21 protein-coding genes are annotated in these 19,979 nt (G+C 66.3%); 7 read left to right on the plus strand and 14 right to left on the minus strand.

Annotated features, from left to right (window positions below; genetic code table 11):
* Positions 1-61: 61 nt before the first annotated feature.
* The 8 genes from VGN82_RS22640 to ychF form a co-directional block, all read right to left on the minus strand.
* On the minus strand, positions 62-997 hold the full coding sequence (locus VGN82_RS22640; protein ID WP_327529335.1) for a dihydrodipicolinate synthase family protein: 936 nt from the start codon (positions 995-997) through the stop codon (positions 62-64).
* A gap of 80 nt (positions 998-1,077) precedes the next feature.
* Positions 1,078-2,289, minus strand: coding sequence for a M24 family metallopeptidase (locus VGN82_RS22645; protein ID WP_327529336.1), 1,212 nt, complete (start codon positions 2,287-2,289; stop codon positions 1,078-1,080).
* Positions 2,290-2,344: 55 nt separating this feature from the next.
* A complete protein-coding gene (locus VGN82_RS22650) occupies positions 2,345-3,079 on the minus strand; it encodes a GntR family transcriptional regulator (protein ID WP_327529337.1) in 735 nt (244 codons plus the stop codon).
* Between the two features lie 359 nt (positions 3,080-3,438).
* Positions 3,439-4,536 carry a TRAP transporter substrate-binding protein gene (locus tag VGN82_RS22655; protein ID WP_327529338.1) on the minus strand — a complete coding sequence of 366 codons (1,098 nt, stop codon included), beginning with the start codon at positions 4,534-4,536 and terminating at the stop codon, positions 3,439-3,441.
* 152 nt (positions 4,537-4,688) lie between these two features.
* Entirely contained in the window at positions 4,689-5,585 is an 897-nt protein-coding gene (locus VGN82_RS22660) for a ketopantoate reductase family protein (protein ID WP_327529339.1), read from the minus strand.
* Positions 5,582-6,763 (minus strand): alpha-hydroxy acid oxidase, encoded by a 1,182-nt coding sequence (locus VGN82_RS22665; RefSeq protein WP_327529340.1) that lies wholly within the window; start codon positions 6,761-6,763, stop codon positions 5,582-5,584. Before VGN82_RS22665 ends, VGN82_RS22660 begins: the two co-directional genes overlap by 4 nt.
* A 140-nt stretch (positions 6,764-6,903) precedes the next feature.
* A complete protein-coding gene (locus VGN82_RS22670; RefSeq protein ID WP_327529341.1) occupies positions 6,904-7,917 on the minus strand; it encodes a MaoC family dehydratase in 1,014 nt (337 codons plus the stop codon).
* A 33-nt stretch (positions 7,918-7,950) separates the two neighbouring features.
* Positions 7,951-9,048 (minus strand): redox-regulated ATPase YchF, encoded by a 1,098-nt coding sequence (gene ychF, locus VGN82_RS22675; protein WP_327529342.1) that lies wholly within the window; start codon positions 9,046-9,048, stop codon positions 7,951-7,953.
* A gap of 206 nt (positions 9,049-9,254) precedes the next feature.
* On the opposite strand from ychF, the gene VGN82_RS22680 reads away from it, so the two are divergent.
* Positions 9,255-9,851, plus strand: a complete 597-nt coding sequence (locus VGN82_RS22680; RefSeq protein WP_327529343.1) for a hypothetical protein — start codon at positions 9,255-9,257, stop codon at positions 9,849-9,851.
* A 13-nt stretch (positions 9,852-9,864) separates the two neighbouring features.
* On the opposite strand, the gene pth is transcribed toward VGN82_RS22680, so the two are convergent.
* The 6 genes from pth to VGN82_RS22710 all read right to left on the minus strand — a co-directional run bounded on the left by pth (position 9,865) and on the right by VGN82_RS22710 (position 14,376).
* The gene (gene pth / locus VGN82_RS22685) at positions 9,865-10,479 is read right to left on the minus strand and encodes an aminoacyl-tRNA hydrolase (protein ID WP_327529344.1); all 615 of its coding nucleotides are present in this window, start codon (positions 10,477-10,479) and stop codon (positions 9,865-9,867) included.
* 92 nt (positions 10,480-10,571) lie between these two features.
* Positions 10,572-11,186 carry a 50S ribosomal protein L25/general stress protein Ctc gene (locus VGN82_RS22690; RefSeq protein ID WP_327529345.1) on the minus strand — a complete coding sequence of 205 codons (615 nt, stop codon included), beginning with the start codon at positions 11,184-11,186 and terminating at the stop codon, positions 10,572-10,574.
* Positions 11,187-11,328: 142 nt separating this feature from the next.
* Positions 11,329-11,892 carry a VUT family protein gene (locus VGN82_RS22695; protein WP_327529346.1) on the minus strand — a complete coding sequence of 188 codons (564 nt, stop codon included), beginning with the start codon at positions 11,890-11,892 and terminating at the stop codon, positions 11,329-11,331.
* On the minus strand, positions 11,882-12,607 hold the full coding sequence (queC, locus tag VGN82_RS22700; protein WP_327529347.1) for a 7-cyano-7-deazaguanine synthase QueC: 726 nt from the start codon (positions 12,605-12,607) through the stop codon (positions 11,882-11,884). Before queC ends, VGN82_RS22695 begins: the two co-directional genes overlap by 11 nt.
* Positions 12,608-12,627: 20 nt before the next feature.
* Entirely contained in the window at positions 12,628-13,572 is a 945-nt protein-coding gene (locus VGN82_RS22705) for a ribose-phosphate pyrophosphokinase (RefSeq protein WP_327529348.1), read from the minus strand.
* A gap of 213 nt (positions 13,573-13,785) precedes the next feature.
* A complete protein-coding gene (locus tag VGN82_RS22710; protein WP_327529349.1) occupies positions 13,786-14,376 on the minus strand; it encodes a hypothetical protein in 591 nt (196 codons plus the stop codon).
* 205 nt (positions 14,377-14,581) lie between these two features.
* On the opposite strand from VGN82_RS22710, the gene VGN82_RS22715 reads away from it, so the two are divergent.
* The 6 genes from VGN82_RS22715 to VGN82_RS22740 all read left to right on the plus strand — a co-directional run bounded on the left by VGN82_RS22715 (position 14,582) and on the right by VGN82_RS22740 (position 19,955).
* Positions 14,582-14,836 (plus strand): accessory factor UbiK family protein, encoded by a 255-nt coding sequence (locus VGN82_RS22715; RefSeq protein ID WP_327529350.1) that lies wholly within the window; start codon positions 14,582-14,584, stop codon positions 14,834-14,836.
* 364 nt (positions 14,837-15,200) lie between these two features.
* Positions 15,201-15,707, plus strand: a complete 507-nt coding sequence (locus tag VGN82_RS22720) for a type III secretion system chaperone family protein (protein ID WP_327529351.1) — start codon at positions 15,201-15,203, stop codon at positions 15,705-15,707.
* Positions 15,708-15,865: 158 nt separating this feature from the next.
* Entirely contained in the window at positions 15,866-16,687 is an 822-nt protein-coding gene (proC, locus tag VGN82_RS22725) for a pyrroline-5-carboxylate reductase (protein ID WP_327529352.1), read from the plus strand.
* Positions 16,688-16,753: 66 nt separating this feature from the next.
* Positions 16,754-17,500, plus strand: a complete 747-nt coding sequence (locus tag VGN82_RS22730; protein ID WP_327529353.1) for a TetR/AcrR family transcriptional regulator — start codon at positions 16,754-16,756, stop codon at positions 17,498-17,500.
* A gap of 98 nt (positions 17,501-17,598) precedes the next feature.
* A complete protein-coding gene (locus VGN82_RS22735; RefSeq protein WP_327529354.1) occupies positions 17,599-19,590 on the plus strand; it encodes a methyl-accepting chemotaxis protein in 1,992 nt (663 codons plus the stop codon).
* Entirely contained in the window at positions 19,587-19,955 is a 369-nt protein-coding gene (locus VGN82_RS22740) for a tRNA-binding protein (protein WP_327529355.1), read from the plus strand. Before VGN82_RS22735 ends, VGN82_RS22740 begins: the two co-directional genes overlap by 4 nt.
* Positions 19,956-19,979 lie beyond the last annotated feature (24 nt).

Raw genomic sequence — 19,979 nt, forward strand, 5'->3', positions numbered from 1 at the left:
GAGCCCCGCGCGCTGGCGTCGGGGCTCTTTGGCTCGCTTCGCGTGCCAATCGGGCTTCGTATCAGGCCTTGGCCCAGGCCGCGTACCAGCTCTTGAACAGCTCGAGCTGGGTCCGGGCGTAGTGCTTCTGGGCTTGGCTCAGCGCGTCCGAGGCGTTGAAGTGCAGCTCGTATTCCGGGTTGCCTTCAAGAACCATCAGATACTTGTAATAGAGAACCAGGTCAGGCCCCTCGTCGAAGCTCGACAGGACGCCGAGCGCGCCATCCAGCTCCTGCGCCTTGCGGCGCGCCGCGACATCGCCCTTCGCAGCCTTCTCGCAGAGCGCGACGAGATGGAGGACGGGCTTGGGCAGCACGTTGCCGATGCCGGTGATCGCGCCGGCGGCGCCGCAATTGACGAAGCCGTGCACGACCTGGGTGTCGACGCCAACCATCAGGGTGATGTCGTCAGACTGGCCGCTGATGTATTCGGCCGCGTAGGTCAGGCTCTTGGCGCCGCCGAACTCCTTGAAGCCGATCAGGTTCGGGAAGCTCGCGCGCAGCTTGAAGAACAGCTCGGCGCGGGTCTCGAAGCCGTAATAGGGGCTGTTGTAGATCACCGCCGGCAGGCCGTTGGAAGCCTCCAGAATTGCGGCGAAATGGGCCTCCTGCGCGGAAGGCGAGGGGCCGCGCGAGAGCACGCGCGGGATCACCATCAGCCCCTTGGCGCCGACATCGCTGGCATGCTTGGCGAAGGCCGCGGCGCGCTGCGTGTTCTGCGCGCCGGTACCGACGATGACGGGCACGCCGGCCTTGGCGAGCCGGGCCACGCCCTCCATGCGCTCCTCGTCGGTCAGGAGGGGCCAGTCGCCCATCGAACCGCAATAGACCACTGCCGACATGCCGGCGGCGATCAGTTCCTGGCCCTTGCGGACGAGCGCGTCGAAATCGGGCGAACGGTCCGCCTTGCAAGGCGTCATGAGGGCCGGAATCGTGCCGACGAAGACATTCGAAGCCATGGTGTTTCCTTTGCGTGTTCTTGGGCTGGCTTGATGGTGGGAAAAATCGGGTGAGTGCGGAGCCTGCGCCGCGTGATGGCTCAGGCTTGGTAGCCGAAGGGATCGTCGACTGAGTGCGCGGGCTGGGTGAACCAGCGCGCGCCGTCTTCGGCCATGTAGGCGATGTCCTCGAGGCGGACGCCGAATTCGCCGTAGATGCACATCATCGGCTCGACCGAGAAGCACATGCCGGCCTGGAGCGGTGTCTTGTTGCCCTTCACCATGAAGGCCTCCTCATGGATGTCGAGGCCAAGCCCGTGGCCGGTGCGGTGGGGCAGGCCCGGCACCTTGTAGCCGGGGCCGTAGCCGGCGGCCTCGATGACGCCGCGCGCGCCAAAATCGACGTTCTCGCAGGGGGCACCGAGCTGGGCGGCGGCAAAGCCGGCGAGCTGGGCGCGCTTCTCCAGATCCCAGATGTCACGTTGGCGCTCGGTCGGCTCGCCGAAGACATAGGTGCGGGTGATGTCGGAGCAGTAGCCGCCGAGCTTGGTGCCCATGTCGATGAGGACCATGTCGCCATCCTGCAGCGTCTGCTCATAGGGTACGCCATGCGGATAGGCGGTCGCTTCGCCAAACTGGGCGGCGCCAAAAGACGTGCTCATGCCGAGCTTGCGATGGGCTTGGGCCAGGAATTCCTTGACCTGCGCCGTGGTGACACCGACCTGCAGCGTGCGTGCGGCGGCGCGGTGCACCTCCATGGTGATGTCCATGGCGCGCTGGATCAGCGCGATCTCGGCGGTCGATTTGAGCTGCCGGCAGGTCGCGGTGATCGAATTGCCATGGACGAAGGAGAAACGGTTGCCGGCCTTGCGCAGGCCATCGGCGATGTAGAACGGCGTCTGGGGGTCGAGCGCGACCTGGCCGCTCTCATAGCCCATGCTGCGGATCGTCTCGATGACCAGCTCGGTCGGGTCCTCATGCTCTTCCCAGCAGCGGACGTCGTCGCCGAACTTCATGTATTCGCGCGTCTTCGGCTCCTCGAAGGCCGGGCTGAGGTAGGCGATCTCGCCCTCGACCGGGATGATCGCGCCATGCAGCCGCTCGCTCAGTCCGAGCTGGATGCCGGTGAAATAGGCCAGGCTCGTCGAGGTATCGAGATAGAGCGCCTGCAGGCCCTGCTCGCGCAGCAGGGCTTGCGCCCTGGCGATGCGCTCCTTGAATTCCTTGACCGCGATCGGCTCGATGCCGTCCGTCATCGGTTTCAGCTTTGCGAGTTCCGCCTCGAAGCTCGAGCCCCCCACTCCGATCGTCATGCCTGCTGTCCTCGTTGATCTGTCTTGAGAAATCGTGGTCGAAAGCGCCGGGTGGTCAGGCGGCCGGCAAGCCGTCCGCGATGCCGGATGGCTGAGCCTCGGCATCGTCGGCATCCTGCAGGAGCTCGAGGAGGTCGTGGCGAACCGCGAGCACATGGTCGAGCGTCAATCGGGCCGCCCCTTCCGCATCGCCCATGCGGCACAGATCCAGCAGTGCCGCATGCTCCCGCTTGGCCCGTGTGGTCGCTCCATCCGACATGGTGAGCTGGACGCGAGTGTAGCGGTCGGTATTGGCGAGAAGGACGCGCACGAGCTCGAGCGTCTGCTGGCGGCCGGCAACCTGGTAGAGCGAGAGGTGGTACTCGGTGTTCAGCTCGCCATAGGCATCGAGGTCGCCTTCGCGGATCGCGGCGTCGTATTCGGCGAGGATGATTTCGGCGCGGGCGAAGTCACTTGGCTGCAGTCGCGGCACGGCGCGCCGGATCAGGTCCGGCTCCAGCATGGCACGCAGGTCGAAGAGCTCGGCGATGTCCGCGGCCGAGAGCGCCGTCACGACCGCGCCGCGATGCGGGTGGAGCGTCACCAGCCCTTCGGCGGCGAGCTGGTGGAAGGCCTCGCGGATCGGGATGCGGCTGATGCCGAACTCCTTCGCCAGCGCGTCCTGCCGCAAGGCCTCACCGGCGGCAACCGAGCCGGAGAGGATGCGCCGGCGCAGCTCCGCGACCGCCGCCCCGGTCATGGTCTGGCGGAACTGCGGCTGCTTCGCACGGGTGGGCAGGGGCGCGATCATGCGGTTTCTCGGTTCTTCGGACCCTCGAAAGCGTGCCTAAAAGACGGGAGATCGCTCCCGCTTGTCAATTGGATAAAATCTCCAATATGCAATTTTTTATGCGACGGAGCGGATGAACCCTCATGCCGGACGCAGAAGGGCCGCCTCGAACGATGCTCCGGCGCCCCCGATGGCTCGGGTGTTCCTGGAACATCGGCCGAGACGGCCCTTCAATGGCTCTGCTGGATGAGGGCTTCAGCTGCCCAACGGAATCCGACCGAAACCCGGACAGGCCAAGCTTGGAGTAATCGTCGTGCTAGGCGAGGTATGCCGGAGGCCGCTTCGCAGGCCTCCGGCTTCTTTCAGGTCGGCGTCGTAGCTTAGCCGTCCTGCCAGCGCTGCTGCAGTGCCGTAGCCGACATCAGGTCGAACGAGAGATCCGAGATCTGCCAGTAGCGCGTGCTGTCCTGCTGGAAGGCCCAGAGGTGATCGTAGATCTTCTTGAAGTTCGGATTGGCGGCCGACATCTCGGCGTAGAGATCCTTGGTGTGCTTATAGCTCGCCTTGAGAATGTCGTTCGGCAGCGGCCGCAATTGCGCCCCGCCGGCGATCAGCCGCTTCAGGGCGGGCGGGTTGAGGGCGTCGTATTTCGCCTGCATGTCGTGGCCGGCGGCCATGGCGCAGTTCTTGAGCACCTTCTGGTAGGTCGGCGGCAGGCTGTTCCACTTTTCCAGATTGATGAAGAAGCTGAGCTCGGCGCAGCCATCCCAGAATCCGGGGTAGTAGTAGTAGGGCGCGACCTTGGCGAAGCCGAGCTTCTCGTCGTCATAGGGGCCGACGAACTCGACTGCGTCGAGGACGCCGCGCTCCAGGGCGGGATAGATGTCGCCGGCGCCGAGCTGCTGCGGCACCACGCCCATCTTCTGCAGGACATTGCCGCCGAGCCCGCCGATGCGCATCTTCAGCCCCTGGAGATCGGCCGCTGACTTGAGCTCCTTGCGGAACCAGCCGCCCATCTGCGCGCCGGTATTGCCGGCGGGCAGGTTGTAGATGTTGAACTTGGCGTAGAATTCGTTGAGCAGTTCGAGACCGCCGGCATGAAACAGCCAGGCCTGCATCTGCCGGCTGTTCGGGCCCCACGGAATCACCGTGCCGAAGGCGAAAGCGGTATCTTTGCCGATGTAGAAGTAGGAGCCGGAATGACCCATCTCGACGGTGCCGTTGGTCACGGCGTCGGCGACCTGCAGGGCCGGCACGATCTCGCCGGTGGCGAAGACCTGGATCTTGAACTTGCCATCCGTGACCGCAGAGACAGCCTCCGACAGATAGGTGCAGGCGCCATAGAGCGTATCGAGCGACTTCGGATAGCTCGAAGCCAGGCGCCAGGTGATCGATGGCGTGCCCTGTGCGATCGCCGGCGATGCGATGCCGGCGGCGGCGCCGACGCCGGCGCCCTTCAAAAAGGATCTGCGCTTCATTGAGTTGGTTTCCTTGGAGTTCGTTTCCTGCCCGGTGCTTCTTGTTTTGACCGCCACCGGTTTGCGGGCAGCTTGGCATGGGTCTTCGACGTGCGACAATGCGCGCGGCTGCATGCCCACCCGGCGCTTCGCCGCCGACGTCGGCGTGTCACTCAGGCGCGTGCGCTTTCCTCCATCAGCTTGACGATGGTGGTGAGAAGCCGGTTCGCCGGCGTGGCGATCCCGAGCTTCGCGCCGGTCCTAACGACGTAGCCGTTGAGGTGATCGATCTCGGTCGTCTTGCCGCGCGCGAGGTCTTGGGCGGTCGAGGAGGACTGGTCGGGCATCGCTGCGGCGAGCGCCAGCACCTTATCGAGGATGTCGTCATCGACCTCGACCCCTCGCTGTCTGGCGACGGCAACGCATTCGGCGACGATTTCCTTCATGCAGGCGCGGACGCCGTCGACTGCAATCATCCGCCCATAAGGAAGCTGCGGAATGGCCGAGAGGGCATTGTAGGCGCAGTTTACGATCAGCTTCGACCAGAGCGCGCCGACGACGTTGCCAGAGATTTCGGTTGGAATGCCGGCCTGTCCGAAAACCTCGGCGATCTCCGCACTCGACGCGCCAGACCCGATGACGAGTTCGCCGCGACCATGATGGCGGAGATGGCCGGGGCCCGCCATTTCCGATGCGACGTAGACGGCGGTCGGAATGACTGGCCGCCCCAGAACTTCCTGCAGCCGCTCGGCATTGTCGACGCCGTTCTGCAGGCTCAAGATCGTTGTCCCAGCAGCGATATGGGGCGCCATCTCCCGGCCGGCCGAAGCGGTATCGCCGGACTTCACGCAGAACAGGACTACGTCGGTGCCGGCGACGCCGGAAGCGTCCGTTGCCGCTGCGACTGGCAGCTTCTCGGTCGACGTACGCCTCTCGAAGACCAGGCCGCGCTCGCGGACCGCATGGACATGCTGGGGCCGGGTGATCAGCGTCACCTCATGGCCGGCCCGGGCCAGCATGGCGCCGTAATAGCAGCCGACGGCACCGGCTCCCATGATCGCGATCTTCATCGATTCGAGCCCTGTCTCAGCGAGAGATGGCGTCCCGGCCAGAGATGGTCGCTGCCGAGTTCGGCCGGGTCGGCGCAGCCGAGATGGATCAGCGTATTCAGGAATTCGGCGCGAAGCATGTCGATGATCGCGGCCGGGCCGTGCGCGAGGCCAAGGGCCGCGACGGCGAACAGGAAGGGCCGTCCCAGCAGGACGAAATCCGCTCCCGAAGCGAGGCTGCGCGCGATGTCGTCTCCCGTACGCACACCGCTGTCGAGGATCAGCTTCAGCCGGTCGCCGCAGGCCTCCCGGATCGCGGGCAGGACCTCGATCGAGGAGGGGGCGGCATCGAGCTGGCGGCCGCCATGGTTGGAGACGACGAGGCCGTCGGCGCCGATGCGCTCGGCCATGACGGCGTCCTGCGGGTTCAGGATGCCCTTGATGACGAGGTGATACGGCCAAGCCTTGCGGATGGCCTCGATCCGGCGCCAGTCGAGGCCGGGGAAGGAGAGCTGGCGCGAAACGAATTCGGCATGGGCGAGCCCGCTCAGCGAGCCCTTTCCGTCGACGAAGTTGGCCATGCCCGGGCGGTCGCCGCGCGCCGCCCGCAGCAGCCAGGCCGGGTGGCGCGCGACATCGAGGACGGTACGCAGCGATGGCCGCAGTGGGATCGCCAGCCCGTTGGTCAGATCGCGGACGCGCCTGGCCGGCACGGGGATGTCGATCGTGACCAGGAGCGTGGTCACGCCGGCAGCGAGCGCCCGCTGCATCAGCCCGGCTGCGATGGCCTCATCCGAGCCCGGATACAGCTGAAACCAGAGATTGTCTTGCGCGATCGGGGCTATCGTCTCGATCGAGGTCGTTGCCGCCGTGGACAGCGTATAGGGCACATTCGCTGCCCGGGCCGCCTGAGCCAGAGCGCGGTCTGTTCCGGGGCAAACCAGATCGGCGAAGCCCATTGGCGCGATGCCGAAAGGAGCGGCGTAGCGACGGCCGAAGATCGTCACCTCGGAATGAGCGGCTGAGCAATCGCGCAGGGCCTGAGGCATCAGGGCGATCTGCTCGAAGCGGGCGCGATTCCGGGCCACTGCGATCTCGGAGCCAGCGCCGCCCTCGATGAAGTCGAAGATCGCCCGGGGCAGGCGCTTGCGGGCGCGCGCGGCCATCTGGGCGGTATTGAAGACGCGTCCGGTCGGCACGGATCGGTTTCTCCCTGGAGGTTCTTGTCCGGCCGCCGTGATCGCGACCTTGAACCTTCTTGCCTACAGGGTAGGGGGCGCTTGCAGAAGCATCGCGGCCGCACAGGCCATCGGCCTGTGACACAGATCGGGAAGTGTCGTCAGGAGGGTGTCCGCTCGATGAAGACACAGCCGTCGAAGCTGAACACCTCCTCGCCATTCTGGTTCACGCCGGTGTTGTGGTGGAAGAACAGCCCCCATTGCGGCCGCGAGGCACTGGCGCGCTTGTCCGTCACCGCCGAGTGATAGGTGATGCGGTCGCCGGCAAAGACGGGCTTCGACCATTTCAGGTTCTTGAAGCCCGGGGAGGGGCCGAGGCGCGGCGCGCGTCCGGGCCCGAAGGCGGCGAGCTGGCGCTGGCGATGCGTCACCATCGTCGCCATCCAGACGGCGGCGGTGTGCCAGCCGGAAGCGGCGAGGCGGCCGAAGGAACTTGCCCGCGCCGCTTCTTCGTCCATGTGGAAAGGCTGCGGATCGAAGGCGCGCGCGAAGGCGACGATCTCGTCGGCGGTGAAGACGCAGCTGCCGAGCTCGAAACGCTGGCCGATCTCGATGTCGTCGAAGAAGCGGGCGGCTTGCGTCGGCTTCAGCGGCGGTTCGATTGGCGAGGCAAAGACCGGCGGGACATAGCGTGGCGGATGGGCGAGCCAGTCGCCTGCGGGCTGCGCCGCATCGGAGCCGCGCCGGCCGAACATGATCCAGTTCGCCTGCTCCAGCACTGGCTCCTCGCGCTGGTTGACGAGTTCGAGCCGGAAGCGGATCAGTCCCATATCCGGGCGCGAGCGCGAGGGCCTGATCTCCGTCACGGTGCGGCGGCCATGCAGCAGGTCGCCGGGCTGGACCGGACGGAGCCACTTCACCTCCTCGATACCGGGCGCACCCATGCCCGAGGAGTTCAGGAGGAAGCTCTCCGCCATCAATCGCATCAGCAGCGAGCAGCTATGCCAGCCCGAGGCGATCAGCGTGCCACCGAAGCTCGCCTTCGCCGCTTCCGGATCGACATGGAAGTCCTGCGCGTCGAAGCGCGAGGCGAAGGCGATGATGTCGTCCTGCGAGACTGCGATGCTGCCGGCCGAGACCGTCTCTCCGACGATGAAATCCTCGAAATACAGCATCGCGTCGGCGGCCTTGCTCGTTAGCGGACTGGCTCAGTTGGCGAAGCGGAAATGCAGCACGTCGCCGTCGGCGACGACGTATTCCTTGCCTTCGAGGCGGAACTTGCCGGCTTCGCGCGCGCCCGACTCGCCCTTGTTGGCGATGTAGTCGTCATAGGCGATGGTTTCGGCGCGGATATAGCCCTTCTCGAAATCGCTATGGATCACGCCGGCAGCGGCCGGGCCCTTGGTGCCCTTCTCGATGGTCCAGGCGCGGGCCTCTTTCGGACCAACCGTGAAGTAGGTCACGAGGTGGAGCAGCGCGTAGCCGGCGCGGATGACGCGGTTCAGACCAGGTTCCTCCAGGCCGACGGCCTCGAGGAAGTCCTTCTGGTCCTCCACGGGCATCACCGCGATCTCGCTCTCGATCTTGGCGGAGACGACGACCGCGACAGCGTTCTCCTCGGCAGCACGCTTCTTTACAGCGTCGGAGAAGCTGTTGCCCTTGTCGGCGCTGGCCTCCTCGACATTGCAGACATAGAGCACCGGCTTGGAGGAGAGCAGGCCGAGCATGTCGAAGGCCCGGCGCTCTTCCGGTGCGACCTGGACGAGGCGGGCCGGCTTGCCGTCGCGCAGCAGCACGAGGCAGCGGTTCATCAGCTCGACCGCTTCCTTGGCGTCCTTGTCGCCGGTCTTGGCCTTCTTCTCCAGCGGCAGCACGCGCTTCTCGAGGCTTTCGAGGTCGGCCAGCATCAGCTCGGTCTCGATGATCTCGATGTCGTTGATCGGCGCGACCTTGCCCTCGACATGGGTGATGTCGCCATCCTCGAAGCAGCGCACGACATGGGCGATGGCGTCGCATTCGCGGATGTTGGCGAGGAACTGGTTGCCGAGGCCTTCGCCCTTGGAGGCGCCGCGCACGAGGCCGGCGATGTCGACGAAGGTCAGCCGCGTCGGGATGATCTCCTTGGAGCCGGCGATGGCGGCAAGCTTCTCAAGCCGGTCGTCCGGCACGGCGACGTCGCCGACATTCGGCTCGATCGTGCAGAACGGGTAGTTCGCCGCCTGTGCGGCCGCCGTCTGCGTCAGCGCGTTGAAGAGGGTCGACTTGCCGACATTCGGCAGGCCGACGATACCGCATTTGAAACCCATGAGACCGATCCGTTGCGGAGCCGCCGGATGCGGGGCTCGTCGATGCGTTGAAGATTTGGGGTCTTATTGGCGTCGAGGCGCGACAAACACAAGATGGCACGGTGCAGACCAGCCATCGGCGGATCACACGAACGTGCGTGGCACGCCTGCCCGCGGGGGCGCAGGACTGGGGGCGCGACCTTCTCCCGGACGATGGAGCCTTGCCGATGCGTTCTCTCGCTGCCGCCTTCTTCATTCTTGGACTGACGGCGGCGGCGCAGGCCCAGTCGCTGACGACGCGCATTCGAGGCGAGGTCGAGAAGGCCGAGGGCAATGCACTTGTCGTCAAGACAGTCGACGGCGCTTCGGCACAGGTCGCGCTGGCTTCCGGCTATGCGGTCGGCGGCGTCGTCAAGGCAACGGCGGCGGATATCAAGAAGGGCAGCTTCGTCGGTGTCGGAGCGCGGCCACAGCTGGATGGCTCGCTGCTGGCGGTGCAGGTCTTCATTTTCTCCGAAGCGATGCGTGGTACGGGGGAGGGGCATCGTCCCTGGAGCGTGCTGCCGGAAAGTACGATGACCAATGCGACCGTGGCCGAGACGGTTTCGCGCGTCGACGGCTCCACGATCATGCTGACCTATCCGGGCGGTGAGCAGAAGGTGACGATCACGCCCGAGGCCAACATCATCATGGCGGTGCCCGCACAGGCGGGGGAACTCGTGGCCGGCGTGCAGGTCGCGATGACGGCGACAAAGCAGGCCGATGGCAGTTTCAGCGCGAGCCGCGTGACGATCGCCAAGGCCGGCGCGCAACTGCCCTACTGAAGCGCGCTGCGCCTCAATCGGTCGCCTTCTCGCCGAGGCGCTTCACGGCGGCGTGGCCGCGAGCATCCATGAAAAGATGCACCTTGTTCTGGAAGCCGGCATCGTCGTGCTTCGCCAGCAGCTCGGCATTGTCGGCACAGGCCGTGCAGAGATCCTCGACCCAGGGCAGCTCGGCTTTGCCGAAATCGTTCAGCACATAGGCGTGGACGAGTTCCTTCAGGCCGGGATGACCGATGCCCAGCCGGACGCGGCGATAGTCGTTGCCGATCGCCGCCGTGGTCGAGCGCAGGCCGTTATGGCCGGCATTGCCGCCGCCGATCTTCACCCTGAGCTTGGCCGGGGCGAGGTCGAGTTCATCATGGAAGACGATCACGTCGGCGGGCTCGACCTTGAAGAAGCGCGCGGCCTCGCCGATCGCGCGGCCGGATTCGTTCATGTAGGTCTGCGGCTTGAGCAGGATGACCTTCTCGGTCCCGAGCGTCGCCTCGCAGGCCTGGGCCTGGAAGCGCGCGCGCCAGGGCGAGGCCCGGTGCCTGCGCGCGATCTCGTCGAGCGCCATGAAGCCGATATTGTGGCGGTTCCCGGCATAGCGGGAGCCCGGGTTACCCAGGCCTGCGAAGATCAGCATGACGAGCGCTTATGACTGGAGGCATTGCTGCCGATAGCAAAACGGCCGGGATGACCCGGCCGTCTGTCGTTCTGTCGCGAGGATGGGGCCGATCAGGCCTTGGCCTCGGCCTCCGGAGCGGCGGCCGCATCGGTGGCCTCTTCCGCCATCGGCGGAACGATGGTCACGATGGTGGCGTCCGAGCCGACCGTCAGCTTGGCGCCCTTCGGCAGCTTGATCACGCTGGCTTCGAGCGAGCCACCGATCTGGAGACCGGCGACGGAAACCTCGAAGAACTCGGGGATCAGCTCCGGCTCGACGGTGATCTCGAGCGAGTGCTCGACGATCTGGACCGCGCCGCCGTTCTTGATGCCGGGGCTGGCGTCCTGGCCGACGACGTGGATCGGAACCTCGACCGTCACGGTCTGGCCGGCAGCGACCCGCAGGAAGTCGACATGGATCGGGAAATCCTTGACCGGGTCGAGCTGGTAGTCGCGCGGGATGACCCGCTGCTTCTTGCCGCCGATCGAGATCTCGAAGATCGTGGTCAGGAAGTGGCCGCCATAGATCATCAGGCGGGTCTTGTTGGCGTCGAGCGCGATCGCTTCGGGAGCGGCGCCCCCACCATAGATCACGGCGGGTGTCAGGCCTTGACGACGAACTGCACGGGCGGCCCCCTTGCCGACCTGTGCGCGCGCCGAAGCCTCGATTTGCTTCACGGCGGTCATGGTATGTCCTTGCTTCAAATGACAAGGCCGCCTGCCGGCGGCCATTTCGTTTCGCGCCCGTGCCTCCAAGGGTGTCAGTCGGGCGCTGGCAGGCTCATAAGCGAAAAGCGCCGCGATCTCAAGCCCGCAGGCGTCGCGGCGCTCAGGCCGCCGCGAGACCGAGCTTCTCGTCGCGCCGGCGCAGCAGGTACATCAGCGGCAGGGCCAGCAGCACCATCCAGGCCTTGCCGATGATCTGGCCACTGACGAAATCGAGGCTGCCGAAGGCGAGCTGCAGGAAGACGATGCTGTCGACCACCAGGCCGACGATGCTGGAGGCGAACACTGCGGTGACAAATCGGCGCTTTTGCAGCGGGGTATAGACGGCGAAATCGGCCAGCTCCGACAGCAGGAAGGCTGCGACCGAGGCGACCACGATGGCCGGCGGGGCGACGAAGGCCGAGATCAGCGCGCCGATGGCGATGGCGCCCAGGCCGGCCAGCGCTCCGAGCCGGCGCTGCACGACGTCGCGCAGGACCAGCGCGAGCCCGATCATCAGCACGCCGCTGGGCGCCTTGATGCCCGGCGCGACCGGGACAAGGCAGGGGCCTTCCGGAACGCAGACCGTGCCGACATTGCCGATCAGCCAGTTCGCTGTCGGAATGGTCAAGGTGAAGAGGGCCAGGGCGATGAACCCTTCGATCTGGCGCTGACGGTCACGAGTCATGGGATGGTCCGCTGTCGTCGGGGGAGGTCAGGTAGGCGGCGTAGCCATTCGCGCGCAGTTCGCAGGCCGGGCAGTGGCCGCAACCATAGCCCCAAGCGTGGTGCGTGGAACGGTCGCCGAGGTAGCAGCTATGGCTGTCCTCGACCACCAGATCGAGCAGGGCTTCGCCGCCCAGCGCCTTGGCCAGCGCGAAGGTCTGGGCCTTGTCGCGCCACATCAGCGGTGTGTGCAACACGAGCCGCCGGTCGAGGCCGAGGCCCAGCGCGACCTGCATTGCCTTGATCGTGTCGTCGCGGCAGTCGGGGTAGCCGGAGTAATCGGTCTCGCAGACGCCGAGGACGATGTGCCTGATGCTGCGCCGGTAGGCGAGCGCGGCGGCGAAGGTCAAGAAGATCAGGTTCCGGCCGGGAACGAAGGTGGTCGGCAGGCCGGTCTCGGCGAATGCGATTTCGCTGTCGCGGGTCAGTGCCGTCTCCGAGATCGCGCCGAGAGCCGCGAGGTCGAGCATATGGTCGGCGCCCAACCGCTGCGCATAGGCCGGCGCGAGGCCCGGCAGCTTGTCGCGGATGGTCTGGCGGCAGGCAAGCTCGACGCGATGGCGCTGCCCGTAATCGAAGCCGACAGTCTCGACCGCATCGAACCGGTCCAGCGCCCAGGCAAGGGCTACGGTCGAATCCTGGCCGCCGGAGAACAGGACGAGGGCGCGGGAGGTCATGGCGAGCGCGTTCCCGCGGCTCAGTCGAACAGGCTGGAGACGCTCGATTCGCTGGCTGTACGCTCGATCGCCTCGCCCATCAGCTGCGCGATCGAGATGACGCGGATATTGCGCGCCACCTTCACCGCCTCGGTCGGCATGATCGAATCGGTGATCACCAGTTCCTTGAGCTTGGAGTTGGCGATGCGTGCCACGGCCCCGCCCGAGAGAACGCCATGGGTGATGTAGGCGTAGACTTCGCGCGCGCCCTGGTCGAGCAGCGCCTCGGCCGCATTGACCAGCGTACCGCCGGAATCGACGATATCGTCGAGCAGGATGCAGGAACGGCCCTCGACCGAGCCGATGATGTTCATGACCTCGGATTCGCCCGGCCGGTCGCGGCGCTTGTCGACGATGGCGAGGGGAGCGTCGATGCGCTTGGCGAGGGCACGGGCGCGAACCACGCCGCCGACGTCCGGCGAGACGACCATGGCGTTCTTGTAGTCGAGCCGCTCCTTGATATCGCGCGACATCAGCGGCGCACCGAATAGGTTGTCGGTCGGGATGTCGAAGAAGCCCTGGATCTGGCCGGCATGCAGGTCGAGCGTCAGGACGCGGTCGACGCCGGCATGGGTGATCAGGTTGGCGACGAGCTTGGCCGAGATCGGCGTGCGGCCCGAGGCGCGCCGGTCCTGCCTCGCATAGCCGAAATAGGGGATCACCGCCGTGATACGGCGCGCCGAGGAGCGGCGCAGCGCATCGGTGATGATCAAGAGCTCCATCAGGTGGTCGTTGGTCGGGAACGAAGTCGACTGGATGACGAAGACATCCTGGCCGCGCACATTCTCCTGGATCTCGCAGAAAACCTCCATGTCGGCGAAGCGCCGGACGGAGGCCTTGGCGAGGGGAATGCCGAGATGGGCGCAGATCGCTTCCGCGAGCGGCCGATTGGAGTTGCCGGCGACGACTTTGAATGATGAAGGCATGCCGGCGAGCACCCTTTTGATCTTGGCTGGGCGAGAGCCGCTCTAAGCTGGCTCAGTTCGCAGGGCTCTTAACAGTGGTGTGACGACGAGTCGACTGTTGCACTGCAAAAACGGCCAGCAAAACCTCGCGGGGCACGCCGTGCCCCTGTGCGCGTGACGCAGGCCGGGCGTCGTCGAACTCTCCCGGCGAGCCAGGACGCGCGCAGCTTCGACTCAGAGCTTCTTGCCGGCCGGTGCCGAGGCCGTCTTGGCCGCGGTCCTGGCGTCCTTGGCGCTCTCGGCCGCCTGCTTGCCGGCAGGCTTGGACTTGTCGCCGGGCAGGACGGTGTCGACGGCCGGCGTGGTCACCAGGAAGCTCGCGATCGCGTCCATCGAATCGGCGGCAGCCTTGGCGACGATGGTCTGGTCGACGCCCGACCATGGGTCCGAGGTGCCGCCGCGCCGGCCCAGGCTCTCGCCCTGGACGCGCTGGGCCCGCTTCTTGGTCTCGTCATAGACGTCCCAGACGAAGGCGAGCGAGGTCTGGCCATCTTCAGTCGGCTGGGCCGTGAGATAGCCGCGCACGCGGAAGCGGGCCGGCTTGTCGCCAGGCACGATCTCCATGCGCCGCTCGGCCGCGGCCTCGCCCAGCAACCCGGCGAAGCGGGTCGTCACGGCATCGGGCGCCCCTGAAATGCTCTGCACCGAGACTGGCACGCCCGGCGCATCGACGCGCGGGCGCGCGGCCGTCGTGGTCTCCTGGCAACCGGCGAGCGCAAGCGCGACGGCCGGCCCCAGGACGAGGCCGCTGAAACGTTCGATCATGACGCCTCCCGCTTGTCTTTGAGCGTACGGGTTGGAGTTCTCTGGTATTCCCTGTGCCAGTCTTTCTAGGCGGAACCGATCGCGAGGTCCAGATCGGCCGGCTCGCGCGCCGCCAAGGCCAGATCGCGCGCTGCGATTGCGGCTTCAGCCATCCTCGCCCATATATCCGGCATGAGGGCCAGAGAGGCCTGTTCCGGAGAGCCTCATGGTCACGACCAGCAGCCGCATTCTCGATGATATCGCCCGCCTTGCCACCGATGCCGCCGGCGCGGCGCAGGGCGTTCGCCGCGAAGTCGAGACCGTCGTGAAGACCCAGATCGAGCGCCTGCTGCGCGATCTCGATGTGGTCACGCGCGAGGAGTTCGAGGCGGTGCGCGAGATGGCGCTGCTGGCGCGCGAGGAGAACGACAAGCTCGCAGCTCGCCTGGCGGCGCTCGAGGCGGCGCAGCCGAAGGTGTGATCTGGCTGTAGCTCTGAGCGGGGAGCGCTACCGACCGGGCGCGGCTCGCAATTGCGCCTGCGAGGCCGGCGCAAGTATCCACAGGCCTATGCTGTGGAAAGGGGGCGCCGGGGATTGAGCCCAGGCCCCGAATCCGCCGAGCGTCACATCGTGTTGGGAGTGTCATACGCCCTGCGCTAACGTCGGTGGAGAAATTGATTCGTCGGTCCAACCTCTTAGAGGCGGATCGGCGGAGCGCGTGATCCGTCATTCGGCGGGCTTCGCGCCTGTGGAGTTGCGTTTCCCCAGTTTCCCGTCGCCGTGTTCCCGTTCTCGAACGAGCCGGACCGCGCTTCCGCGGCTTTCGGCAGTTGGACCCAAGGGCATGATGGATCTCGAACTGGACGCCGAGCTTGAGCGGCCTTCAAACCCCCTCGACCTGATCGAACGGCTGGCCGCCCTCAACAACTGGACTTTCGACCGCGACAGCGACGATGAGCTCTCGGTCTCCGTCACCGGTGGCTGGTCGGACTATCACGTCGCCATCACCTGGCTCGCCGAGGTGGAGGCGATCCATGTCGCCTGCGCCTTCGACCTGAAGGTGCCTGAGCGGCGCCGTGCCGAGGTTCTGCAGCTTGTCAGCCTCGTCAACGAGCAGCTCTGGCTCGGCCATTTCGACCTGTGGAGCTCGGAAAGCGTGGTGATGTACCGCCATGCGCTGCTTCTGTCGGGGGGCGCGGAGCCGACCGACGAGCAGGCGGCTGCGCTGATCAAGGCCGCGATCGAGGCCTGCGAGCGCTATTTCCAGGCCTTCCAGTTCGTCGTCTGGGCTGGGAAGACCGCCAAGGAAGGCCTCGAAGGCGCGATGCTGGAGACGGTCGGCGAGGCCTGAGTTCGTTCGGTTTCATCATGCCCGGGCTTGACCCGGGCATCGTCCCGCGCGTCATGGTCGGGCTTGACCCGGCCATCTCCAACCGGAAATTCTCTGGTCACGAGATTCTCGGGGCAAGCCCGAGAACGACGCCCTTCACCTTGCCGCGAGAATCCGCCATGTCGAACCCCCTGCCGCAATCGCTCGTCCTTATCGGCGCGGGCAAGATGGGCGGAGCCATGCTGGAGGGCTGGCTGCGTATCGGCATGAATCCGGCCGGCATCAGCCTGATCGATCCCAAGCCTTCGGACGAGATGGCGGCGCTGGCGGCCGAGAAAGGGATGGCGATCAACCCCGACCCGCACTCGCTCGCTTCCGTCGAAGTGCTGGTGCTGGCGACCAAGCCGCAGATGCTCGATACGGCGGCTCCGGCGGTGCAGGCATTGATCCGGCCGCATACGCTGCTGATCTCGATTCTGGCGGGCAAGACCCTTGGTGACCTGTCCGCGCGCCTGCCCAACGCCAACGCCGTGATCCGGGCCATGCCGAACCTGCCGGCTTCGGTGCAGCGCGGCGCGACCGCGGCAGCGGCAGGGCCTGGCGTCACCTCTGCGCAGCGTGCGATGGCCGATGCATTGCTCGGCAGCATCGGCACGGTCGAATGGCTCGAGAGCGAGGGCCTGATCGATGCCGTCACGGCGGTCTCGGGCTCGGGACCGGCCTATGTCTTCCATCTGGTCGAGTGCCTGGCCGCGGCCGGCAAGATTGCGGGGCTGCCCGATGACATCGCCGAGCGGCTGGCGCGGGCGACGATCGAGGGCGCCGGCGAGATGCTCCACCAGTCGCCACTGTCGCCGGCGACCTTGCGCCAGAACGTGACCTCGCCAGCCGGGACGACGGCGGCGGGGCTCGAGGTGCTGATGGCGGAAGACGGGTTGAAGCCACTGATGATCAAGACGGTCGCTGCCGCCAAACGTCGCGCCGGCGAGCTTTCGGGCTGAAGGGCCTTTCATAGGCCGCGATCGAAGCCTAGCTTCTTTGCGACTGCGTCGTGAAGGAGAAGTCCCATGGCCCGCAAACCCGTAGCTTCAAGCCCCGAGCCAGTTGCACCGCCGACCGCCAATCCGCGCAAGCAGGTCGTCGAGACGTTGATGCGCCTGGCTGAGACGCGTCCCTGGGACGAGATCGAGCTCCCGGACATCGCCGCCGAGGCCGGGATCTCGCTCGCCAAGCTGCGGGACCTGTTCCCGTCGAAGCTCGCCATGCTGGGCGGGCTGACCCGCCTCGTCGACGAGGCGGTGATGGCGGAGACTTCCGACGATCTCGCCGGCGAGCCGGTGCGCGAGCGGATGTTCGACCTGGTGATGCGCCGCCTCGATGCGCTGGCGCCCTATAAGAGCGCGCTGCGCAAGATCACGCCGGTGATCCGCCGCGATCCGTTGGCGATGGCGGCGCTCAATCGTGGCGCGGTCAATTCCTGGCGCTACATGCTGGCGTCCGCCGGCATTCATACGGAGGATGCCCTCGGCTCGGTTCGGGTCCAGGGCGCGGTGCTACTGATGGCCCGCGTTTCCCAGGCCTGGTTCGATGACGACGAGCCCGAACTGTCGCGCACGATGGCGCAGCTCGACCGTGAACTGAAGTTGGCCGGGTGGGTCATGTCGCGGGTCGAGGACGTGCACAGGCTGACAGCGCCGCTGCGCTGTCTGGCGCGGGCGCTCCACTCCGGCCGGCGCCCGCATGTGCGCCGGCGCGAACGCGGCGGAGCGGACCGGCATGGTGGCGACAACGAGGATTTCGCACCTGCGATTTGATCTCGATCAAGGCAATCATGGCTGAAATGTGTTATCGTTAAGCGACTCTTAGCCAATTGACGCGACTCTGAGGAATCTCCATCCCTCAGGGGTTACGCATGTCGTTGACGAAGAAGCTCGCCACCCTGTCGATCAGCCGTTCATTCGCTTTGATCGCCGCTCTCGCGATTGTCATCTCGGTCGGGAGCGTCGGGCTGACGCTTTACGCTGCGCGCGACGACATGATCGAGCTCAAGCGGGCGGAAATGAAGAATGCGGTTGAGGCCGCGACGTCGACGGTCAATAGCTTTCTCGCGCGGGCGGAGAAGGGCGAGCTGAAGGAAGCCGACGCCAAGAAGATGGCGATCGACGCCATTGCCAATGCGCGCTTCGACAACGGCAACTACTACTTCGTCATCGACTACAATGGCATCAGCGTGTCGCATGCCAACAAGAAGATCGAAACGACGGACATGACGCCGCTGAAGGATGCGACGGGCAAGTTCTTCGTTCAGGACATGATCAAGCTCGCCAAGGGACCTGGCGCAGGGTTCGTCGACTATGGATGGGTCAAGCCGGGCGACAAGGATCCGTCGCTGAAGATTTCCTATGTCACATCCATTCCGAAATGGCAGTGGACGATCGGCTCGGGCCTGCATGTCCATGATGTCGATGCTGCCTTCCTGCGCATGATCGGCGGGGTTGCCACGGTGCTGGTGCCGCTCGGACTCGTCATGTTCGGGCTCGTCTTCTTCCTGAGCCGCCGCGCCTCGGCCATGCTGGGCTCGCTCGCCGGTACGATGAACGGGCTCGCGGCAGGTGATCTGAAGACCGAGATCAGGCATCAGGACCGTGCGGACGATATCGGCTCCATGGCGCGTGCGCTCGTCGTGTTCCGCGATGCGGCTCTGGCCAAGGAGGCGATGGAAGCCGACAAGGCGCGCATGGAGCAGGAAGCGGCCGGCCATCGCGATGCCGCCGACGGCCAGCGCCGGCGCAGCGAGGCGGAGCGCGCCGAGCACGCACGGGTCCAGGAGGGCGTGGTCCATGCGCTCGGCTCGGGCCTCGAGCGTCTCGCGGAGGGCGATCTCACCTACCGCATCACCGACAGCTTCGGTTCCGACTACGCGAAGCTCAAGGACGACTTTAACACCGCGATCGCCAAGCTGCAGGAGACCATGCGGCAGATTGCGACCAACACCGAGAGCATGAAGGCAGGCTCGGTCGAGATCAGCCAGGCGGCGGACGACCTTGCGGGCCGGACCGAGCAGCAGGCGGCCTCGGTCGAGGAAACCGCGACGGCGCTCGACGAACTGACCGCAACGGTGCGCCAGACGGCGGAGAGTGCCCGGCTCGCCAGCCAGGCGACAACGCAGGTCAAGTCCGAGGCCGAGCAGTCGACCTCGATCGTGCGCGATGCCGTGCTCGCCATGGGCGGGATCGAGAAGTCTGCCGACGAGATCTCCCAGATCGTGGGAGTCATCGACGAGATCGCCTTCCAGACGAATCTCCTGGCGCTCAATGCCAGCGTCGAGGCGGCTCGCGCCGGCGATGCCGGCAAGGGCTTCGCGGTGGTCGCCTCCGAGGTGCGTGCGCTCGCCCAGCGCTCGGCCGAGGCCGCCAAGGAGATCAAGGCGCTGATCACGGCGTCCCATGTCGAGGTCGAGAAGGGCGTCACGCTCGTCGGCCAGACCGGCGGCGCGCTGCAGCGCATGGCCGAGGAGATCACACGGGCGACGGCGCTGGTCGCCGAGATCGCCGGCGCTGCCCAGGAGCAGGCGTCGGGCCTTCAGGAGGTCAACACCGCCGTCGGCGAGATGGACCAGGCGACCCAGCAGAACGCCGCCATGGCGGAACAGTCGACGGCTGCCGCCCATTCGCTGTCGCAGGAGGCGGATCGCTTGGCCGCGCTGGTCGCGCGCTTCCAGCTTGGCGGCGACATCGCCGGGCTGAAGGCCATGGCGCGGACGATGCATGCCGCAGTCGCGCCGGCGCCCGCGCCGCGTGCTGTCGCACCGCGGGCCGCGCAGCCGGCGGCCTACTCCGGCGGCGCGGCGACCGCCCGCAAGATCGACGTCAGCGCCCATGACAAGGACTGGGAAGAGTTTTGAGCACTTCATCCAACGCCGCCGAGCCCGCCGCGACGATCAGCTTCGACGATTTCCTCAAGGTCGACATCCGTGTCGGCACCATCGTCGAGGCGGCTCCCTATCCGGAGGCCCGCAAGCCGGCGCTCAAGCTGACGATCGATTTCGGCGGCACGATCGGGCTGAAGCGATCCTCCGCGCAGATCACCCGGCACTACAAGCCGGAGGATCTTCCGGGTCGGCAGGTTCTGGCCGTGGTGAACTTTCCGCCGCGGCAGATCGGCAAGTTCATGTCCGAGGTGCTGACGCTCGGCGTGCCCGATGCCGATGGCGAGGTCGTGCTGATCAGCCCGGGGCTCGACGTGCCGAAGGGCGGGCGGCTGTTCTAGGCCGCGACCGGTCAGAGCGAGGAC

The organism is Allobosea sp. (assembly GCF_035999205.1).
Classification (GTDB): domain Bacteria; phylum Pseudomonadota; class Alphaproteobacteria; order Rhizobiales; family Beijerinckiaceae; genus Allobosea.